Genomic DNA, 22,084 nt, shown 5'->3' with positions numbered 1-22,084 from the left:
ACAACAATAATAATGCCCGACACCACTGCAGACGCCCCCGGCATGAATCGTCGCCAGTTGCTCAAACTGGGATTGTTCGGCACCGCCGTCCTGACTACCGTCGGCGGCATCGCCAGCCTTGGCGGTTGCTCGGCCGATACCCCCGCGCAGGGTTTCCAGCAACTGCGCAAGGATGATCTGCCCATGTTGCGTCGGGTAATCCCAGTGGTGCTGGTTGGCGCGCTCCCGGCAGAGCAACAGGCCGCCATTGTAGAAGGCGTTCTGCTGGCGCTCGACAACAACCTGAATCAGTTGTCACCCAGCCTCAACACCCAGCTGTTGCAGCTGTTCGATCTGCTGACTCTGGGCGTCACGCGCGGCGCAGTAACCGGCATCTGGGGCTCTTGGGAGAATGCCAACGACGAGGCGGTGCAAGCCTTCCTCAAGCGCTGGGAAAACAGCTCCTTCGCCTTGCTGCAACAGGGTCAGAACGCTCTGACCAATCTGATTCTGCTGTCCTGCTACAGCACCCCGGCGTCATGGCCGCAATGCGGCTATCCGGGCCCACCGCGCATCTGAACAGGAGAGCCCCTGCATGCCCATTCCGGATCTGTTCACCGAAGGACTCAAGCGCGACTGGAAAGTGACCAACGCTGCACAACTGGAGCAAGACCTGACCCTGGAGGCGGATATCGCCATCGTCGGCAGCGGCGCCGGTGGTGCCACCAGCGCGGAAATACTCAGCGCAGCCGGATTCAAGGTCTTGCTGATAGAGGAAGGCGGCCTGTTCACCAGCAGTGATTTCAAGCTGCAGGAACATGAGGCCTACCCCGACCTGTATCAGGAAGGGCTGGGGCGCATGTCGAAGGACGGCGCCATTACCATCCTGCAGGGCCGTGCCGTCGGCGGCACTACCCTGGTCAACTGGACGTCCTGCTTCCGCACGCCCGAGCCCACCCTGGCGCATTGGGCCAGTGAGCATGAAGTACTTGGGCACAGCGTAGAAGAACTGGCACCCTGGTTCGCTCGTATGGAAGAGCGCCTGGGCATCAGCCCCTGGGCCATGCCGCCCAATGCCAACAACGACGTGCTGCGCCGTGGCTGCGAGAAGCTCGGACTGCATTGGCAAGTCATCCCACGCAACGTGCGCGGCTGCTGGAATCTCGGCTATTGCGGTCTCGGCTGCCCAACCAACGCCAAGCAGTCCATGCTGGTCACCAGCATCCCGGCGCTGCTGGATAATGGCGGCGAGCTGATCTACCTCGCCCGGGCCGAGCGTCTGCAGCTGGACGGTGGTCGTGTAACCGGGCTCGAGTGCGTAGCCATGGATGAGCGCTGCGTCGCACCGACCGGGCGGCGGATCCAGGTTCATGCCCGGCATTACATCCTGGCCGGCGGCAGCATCAATACCCCAGGTTTGCTGCTGCGCTCCGAAGCGCCCGATCCGCATGGCATCCTCGGCAAGCGCACCTTCCTGCACCTCACGACCTTTTCCTGGGCGCAGTTCGACCAGCAGATCAATCCCTTCTATGGCGCTCCCCAGTCCATTTATTCCGACCATTTCCAGTGGCAGGACGGTGCCACCGGCCCGATGGGCTACAAACTGGAGGTGCCGCCCATGCAACCTGGCTTCAGTGCTACGGTCCTCGGCGGCACGGGCGTGGCCAATAGCGAGCTGATGCAGCAGCTACCCAACGCCAACATGATGATTGCCCTGCTGCGCGATGGCTTTCACCCGGACAGTTCACAAGGTGAAGTGCAGCTGCGCAGCGATGGTTCCCCGGTGCTGGATTACCAGTTGACCGATTACACCTGGGAGGCCGTGCGGCGCACCTATCAGAGCATGGCCGAGATCCAGTTTGCCGCCGGCGCGCGCACGGTAACTCCCGTACACAACGATGCCCGCCCGGCGAAAAACCTGGCCGAGGCGCGGACAATGATTGACGCGCTCGACTTGCGCCGCTTCAAGGCGCGCCTGGGCAGCGCCCACGTCATGGGCGGCTGCGCCATGGGTGAAGACGCCAGCCGCGCCGTCACCGACAGCCTTGGCCGGCACCACCAGCTGGAGAACCTGTCGATTCACGACGGCTCGCTGTTCCCTACCAGCATCGGCGCCAACCCGCAGCTGTCGATCTATGGGCTGACAGCCAGGTTATCCAGCCTGCTCGCCGAGCGGTTAGCCGGTTAGCTGCACTCTTGAAAACGGAGAACAATAATGAACAAACAACGTTATGCCATAGGCTTGCTGGCTGCCAGCCTGTGCCTGCCACTTATCGCATCTGCCAATGGCCAACCAGCAGAACCCACCACCGTAGAGGCCAACGCAGCCGTATTGCAGCAACTGGACTTCAGTGACCGCAAGGCCTTCGAAGATGCCCGCCGCGGTTTTATCGCCGCCCCGGCAGACGGCCCGCTACGCAACCCGGATGGCAGCACCGCCTGGGATATGAGCGCCTATGCCTTCGTTGAAGGAGAAGCTCCAGACACGGTGAACCCCAGCCTGTGGCGTCAGGCTCAACTGAATGGCATCCATGGGTTGTTCAAGGTCACCGACGGGATCTACCAGATTCGCGGTATGGATCTAGCCAACATGACCGTCATCGAAGGTCAGACCGGGCTGATCATCATCGACCCACTGCTGTCGCCAACCACCGCCAGGGCAGCCCTGGACCTCTATCTCGAACACCGCCCCAGCAAACCGGTGGTGGCGGTGATCTACACCCACAGCCATGTGGATCATTTTGCCGGGGTGCGCGGCATCGTCAGCGATGAGGACATCCAACAGCAGCGCGTGCGCATCTACGCGCCAGAAGGCTTCATGGAGCACGCGGTAAGCGAGAACGTGATTGCCGGCAACGCCATGACCCGTCGCGCCATGTACATGTACGGTACCGAACTGGACGCCAGCGCTACCGGGCATGTCGACAATGGCCTGGGCAAGGCACTGAGCCATGGCGCGCTGACACTCATTCCGCCCACCGACATCATTACCGCCAATGGAACCAAGGTGATCGACGGGGTCGAGGTCGAATTTCACCTGGCCCAGGGCAGTGAAGCACCCGCGGAGATGATGATGTATTTTCCCGCAGCCAGGGTGCTCAACACCGCCGAAGTCACCTCTCATCAGCTGCACAATATCTATACCCTGCGCGGCGCCGAAGTGCGCGACGCCAGCCTCTGGTCACGCTATATCGATGAGGTTCTGGAGAAATACGGGCCGCGCACCGACATTCTGATGGCCCAGCACCACTGGCCGGTCTGGAATCAGGACGATGCCCGGCACTTTCTCGCCGTGCAACGCGATCTGTACAAATTCATTCACGACCAGAGCGTACGGCTGATGAACCAGGGCTACCGCCCCGACGAAATTGCCGAGCAGCTCACGCTGCCCGCCAGCCTGGCGAAGGAATGGATCGCCCGCGACTATTACGGCACCCTGCGCCATAACGCCCGCGCCATTTACCAGAAGTACCTGGGTTGGTATGACGCCAACCCGGCCAACCTCAACCCTCTGCCGACGCAGGAAGCAGCGCGCAAGGCCATGGAGTACATGGGAGGTATCGAGCAGGTAATTTCCCGCGCCCGGCAGGACTTCGATCGCGGCGAGTACCGCTGGGTAGCCTCGGTCATGAGCCAGGCGGTGTTCGCCGAACCGGATAACCAGACTGCCCGGCAACTGAATGCCGCTGCGCTGGAACAACTCGGCTACCAGGCCGAATCCGGCCCCTGGCGCAATGTCTACCTGTCCGGTGCCATGGAGTTGCGCAACGGGACGGCACAACAGTCTGCCGGTGCCATCGCCACCGATCTGCTGCAGGCGCTGGACACCGGCATGTTCTTCGATCTGCTCGGCGTACGCCTTAATGGTCCCAGGGCCGAAGGCAAGCAGATGCTACTGAACTGGAGCTTCACTGACACGGACGAGCAGTTCCGCCTCAACCTGCAGAACGCCACGCTGACCTGGCTGCCCGAGCGCAGCGCTCCGGATGCCGACGCCAGCATCACTATGACCCGGGCAACGCTCAATGCTATCCTGACGCAACAAAACAGCTTTCCAGCGGCCATCAAGTCCGGAGATATCCGCATCGAAGGCAATCCGCAAGTCTTTCTCGAGTTGCTGAGCCTGATGGATCACTTCACCCCGGACTTCGCGCTGATCGAGCCGATCACCGACTAAGCGACAGCCCCTCGGTCACTTCTCCCGTGACTGAGGGGAGCTGCCCAGAGAAACAATGAGAGACCTGACTATGGCTGCAAAGCCAAGCACCCGCGACCGTATCCTGCAAGCCAGCCTGCACCTGTTCAATACCCAGGGCGAGCGCAACATCACCACCAACCACATCGCCAGCCACCTGGGCATGTCACCCGGCAACCTCTATTACCCCGTCTTATTCATGAGAGCTCTCAAAGTGACTCATTTTCGGCAGCTTGATGACCCTCTAACCGTTTTCGGGCTGGGGGGTACGATTTTCGGTAGTGTATTTACTTTGTCAGCGTAAAAACAGAAAGGTTTTGTGCCTGCTTTCAACTCTTTCACAGCTTTTCTTATCATTTAGGCAAGATAAAACCTCAGCCGTTCAGCCGATAACCTGTTTGTTGCGTGCCTCGGTTTAAGTTTGAGCCTGATGCAGTCGAGGCAAGTTTTTAAGCAGACTGGGCCACCATTTGCCGCCAGACTGTCCGATATGAACTGCTATTTTTCGCGCATGCACGGCCACGGTCGCTGCTGTTTTCAGGATCTGCTCGCGGACTTTGCGTATGCTCCAGCCCTTTTGTGTGACGCGCTCCATCAGCGCTCGCAGACTGTGCAGCATCTGATAAGCGTAGAGACTCAGCAGCAGGCTGACCTGATTGCGGCCCATCACCTGTTGCACGGTAGACGCACCACGGCAGGTAGAAGATAGGTGAACGTTGAGCGTGTCTTTCAGTTCGCCCATGTGCCCCTCAGCTTTCCCGCGTTTGCGGTACAGCTGCAGAATTTTATGCGGTGTCCAGTCTTTCCAGTCCAGGCTGGTGACTAGGAAAAAATGTTTTAAAAACAGATCATCCGGTTGCTCGCAGACCACTAAAATAATGCGGCGCGGCTTCTCCCAAGACTGTGCCTGATAGTAAAACTCATGGCACCACTCGCGTAGTTGATGGGTTGGCCGACCCACTGGGCGCTTGAGGTAGTGTGCCGCTTCGCGCTCAAGTACGGTATTGCTGGACAATCGACCAACATATTCAATATTGGCGTCATCCAGTGCCGAAAGTGTTGGGTTGCCAGTAAAACCCGCATCAAAACGAACTCTGACCTTGGTGCCGGTTGTCTTGCCAATCCGTTCAACCAGCTTGGGAATCCAGTGCTCAGCTTGTACTGCACAACCGCTGTTTCCCTCTCGTAACAGGCCGCCAACCATGTCGCCCGTTTCAGCGATAGAAGCCACCAGCGGTGAGTAGTGTGAATAACCAACATAGCTGTTGTAGCCCGTTCTGACTTGTTGGCCAAAAGTTTCAATGGGCAGGCCATCGACATCCAACGTGATCGATGACAATGGCTTGCCGCTGCGCATCGAAGACAGTCGCCTCATGGCCATGTCGAGCAAACCGTCATGAAATGCAGACTGGTTGATATCTGTGGCCAACAGATTCAGAAGACGCGACAGGGTTGGCTGCGAAGGACGGGGCTGCTCTAGTGGCGTGGTGCTGCGCTGATCGCTGCAGGCCAGCTGCAAAACCGGGTCGTTTGCTAGTGTTTGCGTATCACTCAGATCGTCCCAGCCCAGCGCACGCTGAATCAGCAGAGTACGAAGCTGACTGGACAAACTATGTTGCACACGTGCGGGGTCACGATCATCAAGCAACTGCCGATCCAAGCTCTCAATCACACCGCTGCGATCGAGCACCTCGCGCAGCAAGAATGCACCGGCATCACTACTGGTTTTTTGTTCACTGAGCTGCACTGAAACAGATAAGTTGCAGGCTGGTTTCCAGCTTGGTAGTGTTTCACCCATGGCGAGCGGCCCTCTCTAATCAAGTTCTTGCCGAACATATTGATTATAAAGAATAAACCACTCGCCTTCTTTATTTTAGGTCAAGGCTCGTGAATAAGACGGGTTCAACGCCCTTCGGGGCGTTTTTTTTGCCTGCATGCTTGAGGCTGGCAGGTGGATCGGTATAATCGACACATCGCTTCATGTTTCATCCCTTCGCGCCTCAGCGCACTAATCTTCGTCAAGTGCATGTTGCACTCGGCAAGAGCCTGTACCGATCTTCGGTCAGGCAAAAACCAGAGTCACTTTGTGGCCTGGGAAAGCTAAGTCGGAGCTTCAACCGGCCTAATCGAAAGCATTCAGAATCAACGTTCCTCTTTAGGTCCGTTGCGTTTTTGTTTGCACAACAAAACCCACGCGGGGATAACTCCCTGCCGGGCGTTTCTCCGTCTGCATTAAGCTAATGGAGAAACATAATGAAAGTTCTGATCATCGCAGTAGTGCTGATTGTTGGTGGCATCCAAGTCGGCTTTAAAGCGTTCGATTACGGCGTTGCTTCGGTTGAAAAAACTGAAACCGCCAAAACGATCAAAGCCCGTCAGGTGCTCTGATTGAAACAACCCTTTGGGAACAATCCCATGGGTTGTTCTCAATCATTGAGGATCTGCGTATGTACTTCCGCAACTTAATGACTGCCCTATGGATCGGTCAGGTATTTGCAGAAAGCACACAACGCCCTTATGCCCTTTATGGACATAAGGAGGGCTACATCGTAAGAAAACTGACTCGGGCTAACAGCTTGGAGTTGGAAATAATCAAACCCTGACGGGAGCAATCCCGTTATGGGGGCGCCTCGTCATTAATTTGCGAGGTGTAATATGTTTTTTAATAAAGTTCTTAGTTGGTTAAGGGAGACTGTCGTCGGCATTGGCTGTAGCTTGCTGGCTGCGGGGTTCGTCGGCATCATCACTCCAGGTTCGCATCCGCAAGCCATTGCGGTCAGCGTGGTAAGCGGCCTGGTCTTGATTGTCGGTGGTCTGGTGGTATCCTTTTTCCAGAAAGACAACGCAGGTGAATGAAATGGACACGACACAAACGCTCGTTTTGGCTATATCCGGCGTGCTGTTCACGATCACTGTGGCAGCGTGCGTCGGCATGATGCTAGCGAAGCACTTGGACAAGAAGCATGCTGCGCATGCGTCCAAGGTGCCCTGATCCACGAGATATTTGCGTCAATACCCTTCTGCTCAAGGCAATGCCTTGAGTAGGTAACCAGCTAGTCGCGTAACGTGGTCATCCCTTGTGGGTGATCCACCAGAGCCCTCCGCGTGAGGGTTCTGGGGATCACCCACCTGGAGAACATCAAATGCCACAACACGAAGAGCCAATAGCACTGTACTGCCCCGAACTCAAAGAGCTGATGATCGACTCCGGCCGAGTGTTCCTCGTCCCTGATCAGATCGCAGCAACAGTGAAGAAGGCCAACCCTGACACCCGCTTCGTCAAAGCATGGGCTGTGCTGCACCGCCTGATACCCGCATCAGGCGCAGTATCGGTTCTCGAAGCGCCTCAGTCAGCGGCGGCATGAGTGCCAACAAAACCCCAAACCCCGGCTGTTTCCAGCCGGGGTTATTTTTTTGCCTGCCAGAATCTGGTCAGATTCCACCGCCTTTTCCTCTCGCGTATCTCTAGCATCTTGGTACTCACCTTCACCAGGTAGCACCTATGCGTCCCAGCTTCAAACATGCCCTCCGACGCTTGGCTGTTGGCGGCATCATCATGGTTCAGCTCAATACGGTTGCCTTCAAGGCGTGGGCCGATTCCATTGCTGCCAGCGCCACGCTAGGCAATCAGACCGCTCAAATGGGCATTCAGATGCTCGATCCTTCTGCGGCGCAGAAGACGCTTCAGGATCTGTTCCCTGACCTCCAAGGCGGCGGTACCGCGTCCTTGGAAGAGGTGTATGGAGACGACTCGGGCACTCTTGACGCTGGCATCCAGGCCAACACACGGCTGAGAAGTGAGTCGTCGATGGATGGCGAGGCATACAGGATTCTGGTTGATAGCGGCAAACGGCCTGCGGTGGATCTTTCGAATGATCCAATGTTTAAGCAGACGGACGAGATTCGATCTAATGATTTCATGCAAGGATTCAAAGAGAACTTTGCAGACTGCTCCAGAAAAGATGTGTTTGAAGAACGCCAAGCTACATCTCACATCGCGGATTACCGCACTTGTGAGCGCGTAGCAAACGAAGGCGGCAATGTGACCTTCAAGCATGACTATACGCTAGGAGTTGTCGAGTATGTTTCAGGCCAGCCAAACTACCAGTCATGCGGCAGAGGTTGCCTATATGTATGGGTGGGCACCGTTGGTAACGATTACTGGGGCGGTAAATGCGCGATCTACGAGGAATACACACGCTTCAGGGTTATCAATAAAGATGCCATCCTGTCTGCGGTTGTTGAACAAGCTACGTTCGATGACTACTTTCAGATCTACTTCAATGACTCTCTTCTATGGACCCACACGCCGGGCGTATTCCCTCCCGAGACGGCGGGCGCGTGCGAGAGAAGTACCAGTTGGAAAGTAAGTCCCAACAAGGATGTCACGAACGAACTAAAGCAAGACGCGGACGTAATTACATTCAAAACACGCACGTCAGTCACAGGTCGGGGCGAAGGCTATGCACGCATTCGCATTAACTATGATCCAGCAAAAGCGATTACCGATAATGGTTGGGGACCTGAAGAGCGCCTTCCGCTTCTTAAGATGATCAACGATGGTTTCTGCAAAGAAAGCAGTGTTGTTTGCACTAAAACGCCGGCAGTAGATGCTTCTGGCTGTATTAGCGAGAATGGTGTTGTCGCATGCCAATCTGATATGCAGCCATCCCCTCATCCTGACTTAGATCCCTTCTGTAAGGAAGCGGAAGTAACGGCTGACTGTTCGTTCTTCAAAGGGGATCTTGCCTGCTACATAGATGCCAATGGGAAAGAACAATGTCCTGAAAACGGCGGTGATTCCTGCGTTGTAAATCATGAGATCGAACTGCGCTCAACTGGAATGGTTGGAAAATTCGCTGCTAATGGTCGGAACGTGGCCAGGGCCGAGTTTGATTTTGTTGCTGGAACCTGGACAACTCTTCCAGGGTCGGATGGAACCAGATTCAATGGCAGTGTGACCAAGGTTAACTACAACGAAATCTGTGATGGACAAGATGGATACATACAATCTTCCGGTACAGAGCTTTGGCCTGAATACGGACTTGGTGGTCAGCTAGATACATCAATAGTGATGAACGTAATAAGCCAGCCATCCTGCGGTAATGGTCTGAAAGCTGTCGTAGAATTACGGGATACAAAATCTGACGATGATTTAGTAAATGCTTTGACTGGTGCCTTTAGTTTCAGGCACTCAAAGCTTGTTAAAGATGTATGGTCACCACAAAGTTGCATAGATCAGGGTAAAGCTGTACTTGAAGGTAAGTGCAGTTCGGGGCAGATTACAGTCACCAAAGGTGTTCAGCATGAAGGAGAGTGCGCAACCATTTCAGGCATAAATATTTGTCCTGGTAATCCACTTTATGAACAAATCTCGGCGAGCCCATTGGGTACGTCAAGACTTGCAGAGCAGGTCCGTGTGCAGGGTTGCGGTGTAATCGAAGATAACCTGGACACCTGTGAGCAGTACGAGAAAGACCCCAACTGCGGTTTCATCTCCCAGAGCTGTATTAAGGGGGCTTCTGGGGAGTCGGGAGGATGCTACGCCTACGAGGAGATATGGGACTGCGGCTATGACACCAGCTATCCCACGGTAGTCAATACCGGCACTCAGATCGAATGTCCTGGCGGCGCTAGGTGCATGGGAAGCGAGTGCTTCGACACCTCGAACCAGAAAAGCGGTGACTTTGCATACGCCGTCGCAATGCTCCAAGTTGCCCAGTTCGCTGAGCATGATCTTGATTGCGGTGGCGACGGATCGGATATCGAGGTTGCCAACGAGTGCAAGATATTCAAAGGCGAAGCAATGGAGTGCAAGAAAGCGCTCGGTGGCTATGTCGATTGTTGTGAGGCTCCCGAAAGCGTCAGTATTTACGATTATGTGAATCTGACAATGAACACTATGAAAATGGCTAGTGCAATGGAAGCGCTATCCACGCACGGGCTTGGGGGGAGCCTGAAGTACGGTTACTGGCAAGCGGGCACGAATGCCATCACGTCCGCTGGTAGTTCTGTCATTAAGGGGCAGTGGTCAACAATAGTTGACAACGCAACTGGAGCCTTCAACAAAACGCTTCAGGGAACAGTCCAGGATACGCTTGTATCTAAGGTCCAAGAATGGCTAATGCAAAAAGCCTATGACGCCATGGTTAACATGGGCGCCGAGGTAGCTGCGAATGCGGTGTTTGTCCCAGCAGAGGGGGGTGGGATGATGCTCGGCCCTCAGGCCACAATGGTCATTAATATTATCGGCTGGGTATACATGGTATATGTGATTGTCGATCTTCTAATTAACATTATCTGGGAATGCGAAGAAAAAGAGTTCGAGCTTGGAGCAAAAAAAGAAACAAGGCAGTGCACGTTTGTAGGAAGTTATTGTGCCTCAGAAGCTCTTGGCTCTTGTGTTGAGAAACGAGAAAGCTACTGTTGCTATGGTTCGGTTGTTGGTCGGATTGTTCAAGAGGCCGCACATGAGCAGCTGGGTATTGAGTACGGTGATGTTGAGAATCCAAGTTGTGAGGGCATCACTCCAAACCAAATGGCGCAAATGGACTGGAGTAAAGTAGATATGTCGGAATGGATAGGCATGCTGAACATTGCGGGCCACCTTCCAACAGTGAATACGGTTTCTCTTGAGCAAGTTACAGGGAGCGGCAGCAGCCTTACAATATCTGAAGGTAACGTCAGGCAAAACTCGCTTAGTCGAAACGAAAAGCGGCTGGACGGATTTGATCCTGAAGCGGTCAAGAAAATGGAGGAAGACATAGCTAGGGGTGCTGTCCCTGACTAAGCAAAAGGCCCCGTTAGGGGCCTTTCGTTTATTTGCCAATGAAGTAGTTTGACATTCCGCTTCTCAGCACTGCAGGCGGCAATTTATCGGACTTTGACCGTGTGGCCGATGTGACATAGATCAAGAACCAATCAGGCAGAGATGCGGATAGCGCGACGGTGTTAGCCCTACTTCCGTGGATATTCCGAAACCCAGAAGCATTGATAATGGATTCCTCAGTAACTTTGTGACCGACGATATGGATAGGGCCATATGATTTCGGTGCGGAAATGAATGCTGGACTCTTTTTCGCCTCCTCCGAGAACAGCACTAAATTCGAAGCCTTTGGCATCTTGCCACCAAATGATCGGCTATCCGACTCGGGATATGCAGTAGCGATAAGTTCTTGAGGGAGCTGCTTTTGAAAAACGGCGGCTCTCGATTTATTGAACTCATTCAAGGCAACCTGCACAGCTTCCTCCGGCGAGGAGGCCAGATCTGATGGGACCCATGCAACGACCTGCGGCAATTGAGCTGGCTGTGTAGGTCCGCCCCCAAGAAGCAAAAGACCAAGGCCGACCCCGGCTACAGCGCCTCCGCTCATTCCCGATGGCGGCGCCACGGCACCTACCCCATAGGTTGCAGCATCGAGCACTCCAGTGCTGTTTCCACCTTGGGCCGGTTGTGAGGACGCATCGCCCATCATTTCGCGTGGTACGTCACGCATGCCCGAAATCTGCATGGCATTCATGTAGACCATAGCGTCGGACCACTTCGCTTTGGGTGTAGCAGCCGGGTCCGGCAGCTGATCGAAGGTAACGGTATTGCCTGGTGATGAGCACCCTACCAAGGCGGTGAGGGCCGCTGTCAGCGCGAGTGTCAGTTTGATTTTGCTGCAGTGAATCATGTCCGCTGTCCTTCTTGGTTAAGTTATTCAAGGCTACCAGTGGCAGCCGTTATCCCAAATTCTTGGCTTTGGCGCGTCAACTCTGCAGCTGGTAGCGGCCCACAAAAAACCCCGCTTTGATGCGGGGCTCTGTTGTCGGCGCTGGACTATTCAGCCTTTTCCTGGATGGGTGGCGACGCTGGCTGATTTCGCTGCTCTACCAGCTGGCCTATGGCTTGGAGCAATGCTTTCGCAGGCTGGGCGCCTTTGACCAGGATCTTCTGGCCATTGGTGTTGTCCACGACGACAGTTGCAGGCGTGCCCGTCACGCCCATAGCGGTACCGCGATCCATCTGATCCTGGATCTTCTGCTTGTACTTTCCGCTGGCCATGCACGCATCAAATGTCTGCGAGTCTGCGCCGACTTCTCGTGCCAGCCGACCGATATCATCAATGCCTTGGCCGTTCATAGCGCTGCGCTCGAACCATTGCCCGGTGAATGCCCAGAAAGCCTGGTTGCCCGCAATTTCGCTGACACATTCTGCCGCGTGTGCAGCCTTTGCGGCCGTGGGGTTGTGGAACTGCAGCGGGTAATGCTGCCACTCCCAGTTGATCTTGCCACCGGCCTGCTCAACGAGTGACTTTGGTGTGTCATGGAAGCGTTTACAGAAGGGGCACTCCAGATCGCTGAACTCCACAAGGGTGAACTCGGCGTCTGCCTTACCGTAGATGTTGCGGCCTTTGACCTCGATGTCTGAGGCGGCAGACCATTGCGAAAGGATCTGTAGCTTGGCAGCCGCGACCTCGGCCTGCTCTTTCGCGTCAAGTGCAGCGGCGACGCCAGCCGGCAACTGCTCAGCTATCGCTTGATTGATCGCATGCTCGGTGTACATGACGCTGGCGCCGAGGGCGGCCACCGCGAAAAGAGCGGAAAGACCTACGGTCAAAGGGAGTCGGTTTTTTGAGCTGGGCATGGGGTTCACTTTGCGAGGCTGTTGAAAGTCGGTTGCAGACGAAGTGGTACGTCCTTGGGAGTGCCATGCACTAGAACTTCCCACTCTTCGTAGGTGAGGCGTTCGGCGCCGCTGCAGAGCTTGTTGCGAACGCGGATATAGTCATTGACCGACCCGGTGCTGTTCGCCAGTGTCACGATCTGAGTTGCGTCTGCGGGACCACTGGGCGTCAGTACGCGGACGTGATCCGGCGTTTGATTCTCCTCCGGTTGATCCAGGCAAGTTCCAGACCGTAGTGCCGGTGGTACAGCGATGCTGGCTGTAACCTCTTGCGCGGTGTTCTGCAGCTCTGGGTGCAACTTGCCAGCGCGTGTATCCAGCTCATCCGGGCTGCCGAGTACGGGTTGATAGGACGGCTTTCTCAGTGCTGCCCCTCCACGGCCGGAGTGCCCCCAGCTGGTGTGGTGCCCGCGTAGATCCGGCTCGTACTGCTGGACCTCAAATGGGGTGCCTGTATAAGGCTCGGGTGCGGGCTCTTTGCTAGAGCAGCCTGAGAGCATGCCGAGGGCTGCGGTGATTGCCAGCGGTATGCGCAGTCGAGAGAAATGCATCGGTTGAACCTCGATCCGGGGGATGAGGTATTTTGTGGGAACCAGATCGCGATGAGGCGGCTAAACCTACACGATTCTTGTAAGATAAAAACATTCTAAGATCGTGGCATACCCTCTTGCGCATTAGCGCGATTGTGGGCATGCTTTCGCCAAGCCTTAATGGCGATAACCTCAGAAAGCGCAGCTTCACTCTCGCGCCTTGGGCCACGAGCCCGTCAAGATTCTCCAAATTAAGTCGTTCTGCATGTGCAGATCGATTTAGTCATGCACTTCGGTGCATGGTCGGCAAGTTGGCCGTCTGTCAAATACAACCTAACTATTTGAAATGAAAACCTTTCGGGGCAGCGATATTCCCCGTCAGGGGTTTACGTCGCCCTGTGTTTTACTCTGAATGGAGAATAATCATGGCTCGTGGCGTAAACAAAGTAATCCTTATCGGCAATGTTGGCGGTGATCCTGAAACTCGCTACATGCCCAACGGGAATGCGGTTACCAATATCACATTGGCAACTACCGATAGCTGGAAGGACAAACAGTCTGGTCAGCTTCAAGAAAGAACCGAGTGGCACCGTGTTGTGCTATTTGGGAAGGTTGCTGAGATTGCCGGTGAGTACCTTCGTAAGGGCTCGCAGTGCTATATCGAAGGCAGACTACAAACCCGCGAATGGGAGAAGGATGGAGTCAAGCGTTATACCACTGAGATTGTGGTTGATATGCAAGGCACCATGCAGCTCCTTGGCGGTAAGCAGGCAGATAACGGTGGTGATGGTGCTCCTCGCTCTAGCGGGAGGAATCAAGCACAGCGTTCTCCGCAGCAACCCAACCGTCAACCGACTCAAGCGCCGACTCCTGATCCGCATTACGATTCGTTTGACGATGACATCCCCTTTGCCCCTATTAGTCGTGTTCTTCTGAACATCATCTAACGGGTCAATCAGTTGTAAATAAATACGCGCCTTCGGGCGCGTTTTTGTTCAGGGGGTTTCATAATGTCTAGTGCTAACTATCAAAACGCTGTAGCCGTAATTGCAAAGCAAGAGGATAAGTTTCTTGAGTTGGTGAAGGCAGCAAAAACAGATGTCGTGTTCAAGCAAGAGATGCTTTATGCAGCTCAAGCCATGATGAACAATGACTACCTGTGCACTGTCGCTATCAACAATCCGCTGTCTCTTCGCAATGCATTTGGCCAAGTGGCCGCCTGTGGCCTCACGCTGAACCCTGCAAGGGGTTTGTGCTACCTGGTGCCACGGGACGGGCAAGTGGTTCTGGATGTGTCATACAAAGGCATGATCAAAACCGCTGTAAATGACGGCGCAATACGTGACTGTATTGTTGAGTTGGTCTACTCGAATGATCAGTTTAAGTACAAGGGTAAGCGTCATAGCCCTGTGCATGAATTCGATCCGTTCGACACTGAAGAGCGCGGCGAATTCCGTGGTGTCTATGTGGAAGTAACCCTGCCTGATGGCCGGGTCCATGTGGAAGCTGTAACAGCCAAGGAGATCTACAAAGCGCGTGATGCAAGTGATTTGTGGAAGCGCAAGAAGAAAGGCCCTTGGGTTGACTTCGAAACTTCCATGTTCAAAAAAACCGGCATCAAAATCGCTAAGAAATACTGGCCCCAAGTCGGCGAAAAACTCGACACGGTTATTCAGTATCTCAACACAACGGCAGGGGAGGGAATTGCATCGCATGATGTTCCGATCTCTGTTGTAGAGCGCTACATGGGTGCAGCAGAAGTAGTCGATGAAGCCCAGCCACTCCCGACCTCGAATGAGGTTGAAGAGCAGGTGCCGGCTACTGACACAACGGATGCTGAGCCTGTAGATGTTCAATCTCAGGCCCCAGCGCCGCTGGAAGGCGAAGTGCTTCAAGCTTCAAATAATGAGAGCCAGGCACCTGTAGATCTACCTCCCAAAGTCCTGAAAAAGACTCAAGCGGTGGTCAATCGGGCGCGTGAATCGCAAGGCTGGAAAGCTGCGCGTGATTATGTAAGTGCGTGGCCTGCTGAGGCTCGTGATTACGCTCTGCGACTCCTGTCTGCGGCGGAATACCAAGCTGCTCAGGGTGAATGACGATGGTTCATCTATCGATCAGATCTCTGTTAGAAGGCAATACGTTCTGTAGCCAGACACGATCAGAAGTGTTCAGAAAGGGAGAAGAGGTTTTTCACCCCAATGTTCAGCTTCTGGAAAAGACTGGCTACAGAAACAAAATCTGCTCCGAGTGTCTTGCGATTTGGGATAACCCGGAGTCTCCAACCAACCCTGTGCAGGGCGTCCCTTTGCACAGGGCTGCTGCTGGCAATAAATGAGGAAACTGAGATGGCTGAGATTATTATCAACCTGATCATGCTGTTCTTTAACTAAGAACAGCGAACTCACAATAAACCCTGACGGGGCACCTGCCCCTCAGGGGTTAGTTGCCTTCGTCGTACTGAAAAGGAAAACGAAATGGCAACTGCTAACTCAAGCTGCATCATCAAACTCGTCCATGACCATGACGCAGAAAGTCCGCGTGAATGGGACAACTTAGGATTGATGGTATGCGCTCATCGGCGCTATCGTTTGGGTGATGAGAATGGGGCTGCGAAAGCATTGGAAGTGATCTACAAGCACCTGTCTGATAAGCAGCTGGGGCAGATCGATTTCAATGCCAATCACATCCCAGATGTTGAGCGTGCGCTGGAGATGACGGGGCAAGCAATTATGCTTCCACTTTATCTTTATGATCACTCTGGCATCACAATGAAAACCTCCCCTTTTAGCTGTCGATGGGACAGTGGCAAGGTTGGCTTTATCTTTGTGTCTAAAGATAAAGCCCGCTCCGAGCTTGGTTGGAAACATCTCACGAAGCCGCGCATTGAGAAGCTGGAAACATATCTGGACGGAGAGGTCGAATCATACGATCAATACCTGACGGGGAATGTTTGGGGGTATCAAGTGATCGAGGATGACGAAGTTGTTGATAGCTGCTGGGGATTCTTTGGTAGCGATCCAATGACAAATGGCGTTCTGGATCATCTAAGTAATCAGCATCAGGCAATGATACAGGCTGGCAATTATCAGCGTGTCTATTCCTGAGTTTAAATAACCCATCTGACTGCGTATAAGTTGATCAGATAAATCTAACCCTGTAGGGACTTTCCCTACAGGGGATTGCTCCGTTTCAGGGATGAAAAGGAGAAATTAAAATGCGTACTTACATACTCGCTATGTGCGATATGCGTACCAAGCGTTACACCCGCTTTCAGTGCCAAGCCAACAGCTTCAATGAAGCAGTTGAAAAGGCCCAGAAGACTCTCAATGGGGGCTTTCCTGGGTTTGCAATGGGTGCTGCAAATGGAGGTCGCCATGCGTCCTTCAACGGTTGAATCGCTTAAAGAGTCTCTTGCCATCTGGCAGGAGCTTGAAGCTGGTGATCTGGCTCAGCGCAGCCTGGTTACTGAAATGGCCGGAGAGATCCAGAGGAAGATTCTTTCCCTGGAATCCTTACTGGGCCTGTACGAGGTCCACGGGCTTGGGTTGACGCTCAAGCACTGCCGAACTGACTCGTGGGGGATTCTTTCCGAAGATTCTTCCGAGCCCGGACGGTACCGCTGGACGATGTTCGGTAAGGATGGTTTCACGGGTCATTGCACCCAGGACACCGCCGAGCTGTGCATTGGCGACATGCTCGATGATGGCTTCATGATCCCTGACATGGGAGCGCTGGAGCGTTTGTCTTGCACAACTGAATGGCAGCGTGGGATGGAAGTTTGCGCAGTGATTCAGGCCTGCAATGCAGGCCGGCTGAGCTGGCAGGAAGCGAACGACCGCTATGCCGAAATTGACCAGCGATACCGGAGCGCCGCATGAGCTACATGGCGATCCTAAAGCTGGTTCATTCAGGTCGAAATATCGCCGTGTTTGGCCCAACCCCGCAAATTTGCGGCCAAAGGCTGTTCGACCAGCTCTTGAGCTGGGACGGCGAAGAAAACCGGCCTGTAAATGAGCAAACCTGCCGCCTCTTTGAGGTGGTGCAAGCAGCTCCGCACATGGAGACGAGAGTCGAAATGTTCGGTGCTAGCAAAACCAACGCTCTGCGCTTACTGCGCCAGAGCATCGCCGGCTGACGTACTGGCTGACGAACCAAACCCCCAGGGGGGCAACCCCCCTTTGGGGGTTTGCCTTTCCGGGATTTGCCCTTGGGATTTTCAACCCAGGTGGTGAAGTACCTAGAAAGGAGAATGAGATGAAAACCTTTGAAGCTTGGTGCAAGGAGTTTCATGCCTGTCAAGCCGAACTAGATGCTCATTTGAGTTCGGATCAGGGCGTGGAGATCAGCAAGAAAGTGAAGCATGTTGATATCTTCATATATGGGGATCTCGACAACTACCTTATGCAGGCCCTTGCAGACGAGCACATTGCGTCACTACAAGAGCAGACCTTGGAATTCCTGCAGAAATATCAGGCTTTCAAGATCAAGAATGAGGAGCTAGATCAGGCGCGCTACCAGGCGTTCTGCGAAGCTCTTGGGCAGCTCGGTAGGGAATTGGGTGTTGAGTACCAAGTCAACACTTCAGGTCCTCTGGATCAACGCATTGCTGACGTGCTCACAAAGGGGGACTTGCTTCGCAAGACCCTCTTGGATGGGTTTGGCTATGTCGATCTCCTCAATCATGAAAGTAGCTTCTCAAAGGGCTTTTTCACGGTGACGGGGCTGACAAAAATAAAGCTCTACAACGACCTCAAGCTTTGTTCCCAGATCCGTGAAGGCGGAATCAGGATCAGCGCTGAGGAAAGAGTACGGCTTGGCTTTCATCAGGAGTAATCAGGATGAAAGTAATCGACGTCCAACAGCGCTCTGCCGAGTGGCACGCGTGGAGAAAGGGTGGTGTCAGCGCAACCAGTTGCGCGGTCATCATGGATCAGAATCCTGACAAGACGAAGCTTCAGTTGTGGCGTGAGCTGGTTGGACTTGATACACCCCCCGATCTCGCCTGCATTCCGCAGGTAAGGCGGGGCGTCAAGTTTGAGCCGGTTGCGCTTCAGGCGTTTGAAGAGCGGTACGGTCAGCTGGGGCTCCCGATCTGCGCAGAGTCTAGCGATTACCCGTTCATGCGGGCTTCGTTCGACGGGCTTCTGGCAGGTAATGAGCCGGTGGAGATCAAGAACCTCTCCGATGACAATCATCTGGAGGTTCTGGCGCTTCGAGAGAAGAGCAAGGCGTACAGGCTCTACCGCTGGCAGCTGTTGCACCAAATGATCGTTAGCGGGGCTTCACGGGGCTACCTGTGGTGCTGGTCGCCCAAGCATGAGCCTATCTGCCTGGTGGTTGATCTCAATGAAGCTGTTGCGCAGCAGATCATTGCTGCGGAAAGGCGCTTCTGGGATATGGTCGAGTCGCTTACGCCTCCCGAGGCGGACCCGAAACGCGACCTGATGCCTCACGCAAAGATCGACCACGACCGTTGGTCAACCCTCGCAGCGGTCAGGCGAGACAAAGAGAACGCAGCTTTGGCTGCAAAAAAGGCGCTGGAAGAGCTTCAAAACGAGATAACGGTCATTGATGACCAGATCCTCGCGTTGATGGGCGATTTCAAGCGCGCAGATGCGTATGGCGTTCGTGTTATTCAGTATGAGGTTCAAGGCAGGGTCAACTGGAAGGCGGTCGCAGAGAGTGTCTGTGCCGCAATCCCAGCGGATGTTGTCGAGTACCACCGTGCTGACTCGCGCACTGCAACGCGAATCTCGGTTGATACCGAGTTCGACGAAACCACCTATAAGCCGGAAGTCATGCCGCAACCGCGCATGGCGAAAGGCCCCGTAGACACGCAAGCACTGCTTTCCGCAGGCGTGTTCACCTTCTAACCCAGCCCGGCCTCGTGCCGGGTTTTTTTATGACCAGAATCTTGTAGGTTTAGGCCGCAAATCGCATTCGCAAACAGACATGATGCTCGGGTGAAAAGTCGGAGCATTCCTGTTCATGTTCAAGTTATTCAAGCAGCTCTTTGCGGGCAAACGCCGTCCCAGTCGGCTCATCAACCCGCCGCCCGACCCGCGTTTCGAGCACCCCGCATATAAGAACATCCCGGACGATATCCGACGCGTGCTGAGCGATCCGTCAATCCTCAGAAACCCTCCCTACCAGGAAGGCTATTACGGCCTTATCTCGGGAGAGTTCTGCATGTATGAGTTCCAGTCGCGCCTTCTGCGCAAGCTCAAGGGGCAAGTAGGCCTCACGCCTGAGGACTACGAGGCCTATTTGAAGCCGATGTTCGTCGCGTATGCCGAGCTAGTCCACCTGCTACCCGCCTCAGAAAATCACCATCACAACACTCCGGGGGGGCTTCTGCGCCACGGCTTGGAGTGCGCGGCTTTCATGCTGGACTGGATGGTTCTGACCAAGTTCGACCACGAATTGACGCCAGGCGAAGCAAGCAAACGCCTTCGCCGCTGGTATGTGGCTGGCATCGTGGCGGCACTGTTCCATGACGCCGGCAAGCCGCTGACGGACGTTACCGTCATGTCGTTCGACGGTACGAAGAAATGGGTGATGGGCACTGAAACCATTCATGAGTGGGCGGTGGCAAACAACCTCACTCGCTACTTCATCAACTGGGAGCGCGGGCGTCAGAACAAGCACATCACTCACACCAACACTCTGATCGGAATCTACACCAGCGTTGAGCTGCGAAAGTGGCTGCTCGAAGGCGGGGCAGATATTTGGCAGGCACTATTGGACGCTGTGGCAGGCCAGCCTGGACCCTTGACCGAAGCGGTGAGGGTTGCAGACTCGCGCTCAGTAAAAGCAGACCGCGAGCGCGGTGCAGTCGCCGGCGCCAATACCAACACCGGCGTGCCGGTGCAGCGTCTGTGCGTAGATGCGATGCGCCAGTTGGTCGAGGAAGGAAGCTGGACGCTCAACGAACCCGGCTCGCGGCTTTGGCTGAGCACCAAGGGGCTATTTCTCGCTTGGAGCACTGGGTCCGAGGACATCATCCATCAGGTAGTCAAGGACAAGGTAGGCGGCTTTCCGCGAGCGGAAAACACCCTACTGGCTGCTATGTCCGAGTACGAGCTGTTTGAGAAAAATGCAGACGGTTCGCCCATCTGGTTCGTGGCGCCACACCCACTGTTCAAGAACGGTAAGGCGCCATCCATCCGCTGCGTCAAATTCAAGAACCCCGACAACGTGTTCCCGTTCCTGGACGGAAACATCGCCCCGGTTTCTGTGACCATCGGCCGGGATGATAACGCCAAGGAATACCTGACGAAGGAAGACGCAATCGCGCGAAAGGAACAGGAGAAGAAAGGCACGCAGGAAGACCTTTTTGGTGCGACAGAGCTGCCGACCGCCGCAGCGACGGAGAGTCCCAAGGGAAAAAATCGCCCCAAAAAGCCAGTCCCGGAGCGAACCGGCGTATCTCTGCCGCCCGACCTGGAAGAGCGTGCGCGCCTCCTCAAGCAGGGCGCACAGCAGCCGGTAGAAGATGTTGCCGATCAAGCGCCCGAGCAGCAGCAGGGCAATGCTCTCGATGACCATACCCTTGCCGCCATGTTGCACGAAATCAACGGCACAACGCCCGATCCGGCGCCGCATCTTTGTACAGTCGATGATGACGAGCCCACGGTTGAGCAAGACCTTGACTCGGTGGAACCGGAAGAGCCGGTTCAAAAGGTGAAACTCACCTTCAACGACATGATTACCAAGAAGCCCATCAGAGTAGATAGGGGCAACGTAGGCAAGCCCAAGGCTTTGGCTGAAACCGCAACCCCAGAGCAAAGCACCGATGCGCTCGATATTCCCCCCAAATTCAAGAGCCTGCTGACAGATCAGGATCGGACTTTATTGCAGCGCAACCCGGAGCTTGGCAGCCGCCTTCTGAGCGTGTTCGCTGGCGACACGGCGATCAAGGAAGTTCGAAATCGGGCATTCATTCCCCTGGCTGGGGACATGACGCTCGGCGATCTGCCGGCCATCGACCGTGCTGGGTGGTTATGGCGCGACTTCACCAGTTCCGAAGAGCAGATCACGCGCACCTTGCGCGGTACGGAAGGGTTTCTCGCGAGCAAGGAGATATCCCTGATCTATTGTCGATTGGCCCAGACCGACTGGTTCCCACTGTGCCTCGAAACACTCCCGAAAGAGCGTTGGCAAGACGCAGAAAAGCTTGCCGATCTACTCAAGGCGGTAGCGGTGGCAGAGCCATCAAAAGGTCGTGACATCTGGTCGATCACATTCCGAGCACAGGCCAAAGCAGCCGAAGCCGTGGGTGCCGATCTCGAAGCTTCAGAAGAAGCCCTTTTCTACTGCCTCGAAGCCGTAAAAGTCGGCCGCGAGAAAAAATACTACTTCCAGCTGGATAGCAAGGTGAACCGCTGATGGGTGACTGGAATTACACAAACCTCTGGCGCACGAATTACGAAGCCAGGGAGGTCGGTGCCTGGGGAGCGTCAATGCTAGCCAGCACAGGGGTCCAGGTACTAACAGGCATGCCGATGATGCCGTACCTGATCACGATGGGTGTTCAGGCTGGCTTCGCCCTATCTGCACTGCCGAGGGCAATACGCGTCCACCGGGCTGCGGATTCCACGCCATCCGGCCACCCAGTCCGCTCTCATCTGGCCAGGCATTCCAGGGCCATCTGGCCACCTGTTCCACGGCCATCCGGCCGGGCAGTCGGAGCGCAGCGACGCAGGGGTGGCA

21 protein-coding genes and 1 pseudogene are annotated in these 22,084 nt (G+C 54.9%); 18 read left to right on the top strand and 4 right to left on the bottom strand.

Translation table 11 applies throughout. From position 1 onward, the window contains the following. The first annotated feature begins 12 nt into the window (after window positions 1-12). The 4 genes and pseudogenes from G7020_RS21150 to G7020_RS21135 form a co-directional block, all read left to right on the top strand. Window positions 13-558 carry a hypothetical protein gene (locus G7020_RS21150; RefSeq protein ID WP_033962851.1) on the top strand — a complete coding sequence of 182 codons (546 nt, stop codon included), beginning with the start codon at window positions 13-15 and terminating at the stop codon, window positions 556-558. A 16-nt stretch (window positions 559-574) separates the two neighbouring features. Next, window positions 575-2,167 (top strand): GMC family oxidoreductase, encoded by a 1,593-nt coding sequence (locus G7020_RS21145; RefSeq protein ID WP_033962853.1) that lies wholly within the window; start codon window positions 575-577, stop codon window positions 2,165-2,167. A gap of 27 nt (window positions 2,168-2,194) precedes the next feature. Next, entirely contained in the window at window positions 2,195-4,156 is a 1,962-nt protein-coding gene (locus G7020_RS21140) for an alkyl/aryl-sulfatase (protein WP_033962854.1), read from the top strand. Between the two features lie 70 nt (window positions 4,157-4,226). Then, a pseudogene (locus G7020_RS21135) lies at window positions 4,227-4,365 on the top strand (TetR/AcrR family transcriptional regulator); the annotation flags it as partial. A 224-nt stretch (window positions 4,366-4,589) separates the two neighbouring features. Here the strand turns inward: G7020_RS21135 and G7020_RS21130 are convergent. Beyond that, complete coding sequence (locus G7020_RS21130) at window positions 4,590-5,972, bottom strand: IS1380 family transposase (RefSeq protein WP_181086943.1); 1,383 nt, start codon at window positions 5,970-5,972, stop codon at window positions 4,590-4,592. A gap of 455 nt (window positions 5,973-6,427) precedes the next feature. Between G7020_RS21130 and G7020_RS24170 the strand changes: the two genes are divergently transcribed. The 5 genes from G7020_RS24170 to traN all read left to right on the top strand — a co-directional run bounded on the left by G7020_RS24170 (window position 6,428) and on the right by traN (window position 10,964). After that, entirely contained in the window at window positions 6,428-6,562 is a 135-nt protein-coding gene (locus G7020_RS24170; RefSeq protein WP_019406491.1) for a hypothetical protein, read from the top strand. A 267-nt stretch (window positions 6,563-6,829) separates the two neighbouring features. Continuing rightward, entirely contained in the window at window positions 6,830-7,030 is a 201-nt protein-coding gene (locus G7020_RS21125) for a hypothetical protein (protein ID WP_026012503.1), read from the top strand. A 1-nt stretch (window position 7,031) separates the two neighbouring features. Continuing rightward, complete coding sequence (locus tag G7020_RS24165) at window positions 7,032-7,166, top strand: hypothetical protein (protein ID WP_019406489.1); 135 nt, start codon at window positions 7,032-7,034, stop codon at window positions 7,164-7,166. Between the two features lie 151 nt (window positions 7,167-7,317). Beyond that, entirely contained in the window at window positions 7,318-7,539 is a 222-nt protein-coding gene (locus tag G7020_RS21120) for a hypothetical protein (protein WP_019406488.1), read from the top strand. Window positions 7,540-7,676: 137 nt separating this feature from the next. After that, window positions 7,677-10,964 (top strand): conjugal transfer mating pair stabilization protein TraN, encoded by a 3,288-nt coding sequence (gene traN / locus G7020_RS21115; RefSeq protein ID WP_181086942.1) that lies wholly within the window; start codon window positions 7,677-7,679, stop codon window positions 10,962-10,964. A gap of 28 nt (window positions 10,965-10,992) precedes the next feature. Here traN and G7020_RS21110 read toward each other — a convergent pair whose 3' ends face one another. The 3 genes from G7020_RS21110 to G7020_RS21100 all read right to left on the bottom strand — a co-directional run bounded on the left by G7020_RS21110 (window position 10,993) and on the right by G7020_RS21100 (window position 12,979). Next, window positions 10,993-11,850, bottom strand: coding sequence for a hypothetical protein (locus tag G7020_RS21110; protein ID WP_181086941.1), 858 nt, complete (start codon window positions 11,848-11,850; stop codon window positions 10,993-10,995). 146 nt (window positions 11,851-11,996) lie between these two features. Beyond that, window positions 11,997-12,803: a DsbA family protein gene (locus G7020_RS21105; protein ID WP_044315034.1), complete on the bottom strand. Its 807-nt coding sequence runs from the start codon at window positions 12,801-12,803 to the stop codon at window positions 11,997-11,999. Window positions 12,804-12,808: 5 nt separating this feature from the next. Next, a complete protein-coding gene (locus G7020_RS21100) occupies window positions 12,809-12,979 on the bottom strand; it encodes a hypothetical protein (protein WP_173425592.1) in 171 nt (56 codons plus the stop codon). A gap of 818 nt (window positions 12,980-13,797) precedes the next feature. Here G7020_RS21100 and G7020_RS21095 point away from each other — a divergent pair. The 9 genes from G7020_RS21095 to G7020_RS23920 form a co-directional block, all read left to right on the top strand. Next, window positions 13,798-14,319 (top strand): single-stranded DNA-binding protein, encoded by a 522-nt coding sequence (locus G7020_RS21095; RefSeq protein WP_219852790.1) that lies wholly within the window; start codon window positions 13,798-13,800, stop codon window positions 14,317-14,319. 63 nt (window positions 14,320-14,382) lie between these two features. Further along, complete coding sequence (locus G7020_RS21090) at window positions 14,383-15,468, top strand: RecT family recombinase (RefSeq protein ID WP_181086940.1); 1,086 nt, start codon at window positions 14,383-14,385, stop codon at window positions 15,466-15,468. A 378-nt stretch (window positions 15,469-15,846) separates the two neighbouring features. Beyond that, on the top strand, window positions 15,847-16,476 hold the full coding sequence (locus G7020_RS21085; RefSeq protein ID WP_181086939.1) for a hypothetical protein: 630 nt from the start codon (window positions 15,847-15,849) through the stop codon (window positions 16,474-16,476). A gap of 189 nt (window positions 16,477-16,665) precedes the next feature. Beyond that, on the top strand, window positions 16,666-17,250 hold the full coding sequence (locus G7020_RS21080) for a hypothetical protein (RefSeq protein WP_181086938.1): 585 nt from the start codon (window positions 16,666-16,668) through the stop codon (window positions 17,248-17,250). Beyond that, entirely contained in the window at window positions 17,247-17,507 is a 261-nt protein-coding gene (locus G7020_RS21075) for a hypothetical protein (protein ID WP_181086937.1), read from the top strand. Before G7020_RS21080 ends, G7020_RS21075 begins: the two co-directional genes overlap by 4 nt. A gap of 119 nt (window positions 17,508-17,626) precedes the next feature. After that, window positions 17,627-18,205 (top strand): hypothetical protein, encoded by a 579-nt coding sequence (locus G7020_RS21070; RefSeq protein WP_181086936.1) that lies wholly within the window; start codon window positions 17,627-17,629, stop codon window positions 18,203-18,205. 5 nt (window positions 18,206-18,210) lie between these two features. After that, window positions 18,211-19,245, top strand: a complete 1,035-nt coding sequence (locus tag G7020_RS21065) for a lambda-exonuclease family protein (RefSeq protein ID WP_181086935.1) — start codon at window positions 18,211-18,213, stop codon at window positions 19,243-19,245. 115 nt (window positions 19,246-19,360) lie between these two features. Further along, a complete protein-coding gene (gene mobH, locus G7020_RS21060) occupies window positions 19,361-21,760 on the top strand; it encodes a MobH family relaxase (RefSeq protein ID WP_181086934.1) in 2,400 nt (799 codons plus the stop codon). Window positions 21,761-21,901: 141 nt separating this feature from the next. Continuing rightward, window positions 21,902-22,084 (top strand): hypothetical protein (locus tag G7020_RS23920; RefSeq protein ID WP_219852789.1); only part of this gene is annotated, 183 nt, incomplete at its 3' end.

The organism is Stutzerimonas stutzeri, from assembly GCF_013522825.1.
GTDB lineage: Bacteria > Pseudomonadota > Gammaproteobacteria > Pseudomonadales > Pseudomonadaceae > Stutzerimonas > Stutzerimonas stutzeri_AK.
The sequence above is the reverse complement of the archived record's forward strand: the minus strand, read 5'-3'. Positions and strand labels throughout refer to the sequence as shown.